Below are 3,068 nucleotides of genomic sequence, written 5' to 3'. Positions count from 1 at the left end.
ATACCCCAGGGCAAGATCATGAAAAACCCATATGGAATAAGGGGTAGCGTGAAGTGATGTTTCCACTAATTTGTACACTGAAGTCACAACAAATTCAATACATTCAAGATCGATTTGATGATCAGATTTAGGTGTGATCATATACTGTTTTTTAACAGCAGATATTTAGCCATAATGAATGGATTAAGCCTTTTGGACCATATTTCAGTTATTCGAGACCCTCGCCAAGCTTGGAAAATAGAGCACACGCTAACCGACATTATCTTCTTAACAATTGCAGCAGTGATTGCTGGTGCTGAAGATTGGGAGGATATTGAAGATTTTGGTGAAGATAACTTGGAATGGCTTAGGCAGTATGGTGATTTCAAACAAGGCATACCAGTACACGATACCATTGCCCGAGTTATCAATCTTATTTCCGCCAAGCAACTGCAACGATGCTTTACTGCGTGGATGAAAGACTGTCATGAGACGACAGAGGGTGAAGTGATTGCTATCGACGGCAAAACTCTCAGAGGCACATACAACAAAGACAAGCGTTGTGGTGCAATCCATATGGTTAGTGCCTTTAGTGCAGCAAACCAAGTTGTACTAGGACAAGTGAAGACTGCGGATAAAAGCAATGAAATAAAAGCGATCCCTGAACTGCTTGAAATGCTTTCCTTGCGAGGTTGTTTAGTGACTATTGATGCTATGGGATGCCAGAAGGATATAGCTGAAAAGATAGTCGCTCAAGATGCAGATTATCTCTTAGCGGTAAAAGGTAATCAAAAACGATTGGAGCAAGCGATTAGCCAAGTGTTTAATTCTAGTATGATTAATAGTTTTGAAGGTGATAAATACGTCACTCAAGAGAAAGGGCATGGTCGTACAGAAACGCGTTTGAGTATGGTTGTTCACAATACAGATTTCTTAGGCTATATAGCGTTTGATTGGGCTGAACTCTCCACAATTGGTATGGTCGTTTCAATTCGTCAAGAAGGTGATAAGCCAGCAGAAACAATGCAAATCAAGCACTACATAAGCTCAGCAAAACTAACGGCTAAAGCTTTACTAGAGAGCGCGCGAGCACATTGGAGCATTGAAAGTGTGCCGCAGGCACTGAAGTTAGCAGCATAAGGAGATGCTATGACTTAAGGCATAAGCTCAGGAAGAGATGGTGGTAGGCCCACCGAAGTCTGCTGTCGGAAGCTGGCTTCAAACCACTCCAAGTGGCTGTAGTTAAGAGCTATGGTCATGAGCGTTGGAGTCAAAGTGCGAACGAAAGTTCGGCAGGTACGATATAGAGAGACGAGTTAACCCGAACCCATGTGGACGCGTCGTAATCCAGAGATTGACATCAAAACCAAGGGCGTTTCTATCTCTTGGGATAAGTCTATGAGTAAACTCCGAATGCTGCATAGACGGTGTCCGGCGTATAGTGGGCGTGAATCTATATCAGGCTCTTTTTGGGAACTGCGGGAACCAGTCGTTGTGATGCCTAAGGAAGACATACAAGCCACTGAATTGGCGAGTATTAGAGTACCGATACACAGCACTGGGACGGAGCTATCTGTAGTAGTGAGGAAACAGCTGTAATGGTTGTGGAGCGAAGGGGTAGCGTTAGGCCGTCGTTAAGTTCTGCCCAACTGACAATAAGTCAGGAGGAGGCAGAGGTTAAGACAAAACAATTCAACATTTCAAAATGGCAAGTAGTCAACGCATACAAGTTGGTGAAAGCAAATGCAGGCGCGGCAGGGGTTGATAATGAAACACTGGCCGAATTTGACAGGAACTTAAAAGGAAATCTCTATAAAATTTGGAACCGATTGGCATCGGGAACCTACTTCCCTCCGCCAGTACTGGCTGTAGCCATTCCAAAGAAAGCCGGAGGCGAGAGGATACTTGGTATACCAACCGTCAGTGACCGCATCGCACAGATGGTGGTCAAACTGACATTTGAACCCCAAGTAGAACCGCACTTCTTGCCAGATTCGTATGGATACAGACCAAAGAAATCGGCTCTAGATGCTATAGGTGTAACTCGAAGACGGTGTTGGGACTATGACTGGTGCCTTGAGTTCGATATTAGGGCATTGTTTGATAAAATACCGCACGACCTACTGATGAAAGCAGTCGATAAACACTGCACAGAAAAGTGGGTAAGGTTATATATCAAACGTTGGTTAACAGCACCGATGAAAATGCCAGATGGAGAGTTGAAAGCAAGGGATATGGGAACACCTCAAGGAGGGGTAATCAGTCCTGTTCTCGCCAATCTCTTTTTACATTATGTCTTCGATAAATGGTTACACAAGCATTACCGCGGTATACCTTGGTGTCGATATGCGGATGATGGGCTGGTTCATTGCAAAAGCAAAGAAGAAGCCGAACACATGCTAGAGGTACTGAGAGAGCGCTTTGCTGAGTGTGGTCTAGAGTTGCATCCAGAAAAGACCAAAATAGTTTACTGCAAAGACGGAAGCCGAAAAGGCAACCATGAACACACAAGCTTCGACTTTCTTGGATATACATTCAGGCGTCGATTAGTGAAGAATACCAAGCGAAACAGTATGTTTGTAAGCTTCACGCCAGCGGTGAGTAAGGTTGCTTTGAAAGCGATGAGGCGGAGAATTAAAACGCTGAAGGTACGAAGCCGAACAGATCTCAACATCGCACAGATATCAGGTTGGTTAAATCCAATGATAAATGGCTGGATTGGGTACTATGGTAAGTACTATCGGTCGTCGCTATACCCAGTGTTTAGACACATCAACAAAGCTCTGATTAGGTGGGCGAGACGCAAATACAAAAAACTTCGTCGCCATAAGACTCGAGCAACGCTGTTCTTGGAAAGGATAGCTAAGCAGAATCCGTGGTTGTTTGCCCATTGGAGGCATGGAATGAGAGGATCGTTTGCCTAATGGAAGCGGTATGAACTGAGAGGTTCACGTACCGTTTTGCGAGAGGCTGCAGGGGGAGTTCCTGCGGTCTACTCACCATCAGATGCACTGGCGATTAGACGTTGGTTTTAAAGAAGATGAATGTCGGATACGTCGAGAGCAAGCCGGTGAGAATTTAGCAGTTAT

Annotated in this window: 1 protein-coding gene and 1 pseudogene; both read left to right on the top strand. The window is 44.7% G+C overall.

Annotated features, from left to right (window positions below; genetic code table 11):
- Positions 1–174 precede the first annotated feature (174 nt).
- Positions 175–1,086 (top strand): annotated as a pseudogene (locus AB4558_RS21680) (ISAs1 family transposase); the annotation flags it as partial.
- A 491-nt stretch (positions 1,087–1,577) separates the two neighbouring features.
- A complete protein-coding gene (gene ltrA / locus AB4558_RS21675; RefSeq protein ID WP_136983002.1) occupies positions 1,578–2,903 on the top strand; it encodes a group II intron reverse transcriptase/maturase in 1,326 nt (441 codons plus the stop codon).
- Positions 2,904–3,068 lie beyond the last annotated feature (165 nt).

It is taken from the genome of Vibrio sp. 10N.222.51.C5 (assembly GCF_041474575.1).
Taxonomy (GTDB): domain Bacteria; phylum Pseudomonadota; class Gammaproteobacteria; order Enterobacterales; family Vibrionaceae; genus Vibrio; species Vibrio crassostreae_C.
This window is presented reverse-complemented; position numbering and strand designations above follow the sequence as displayed.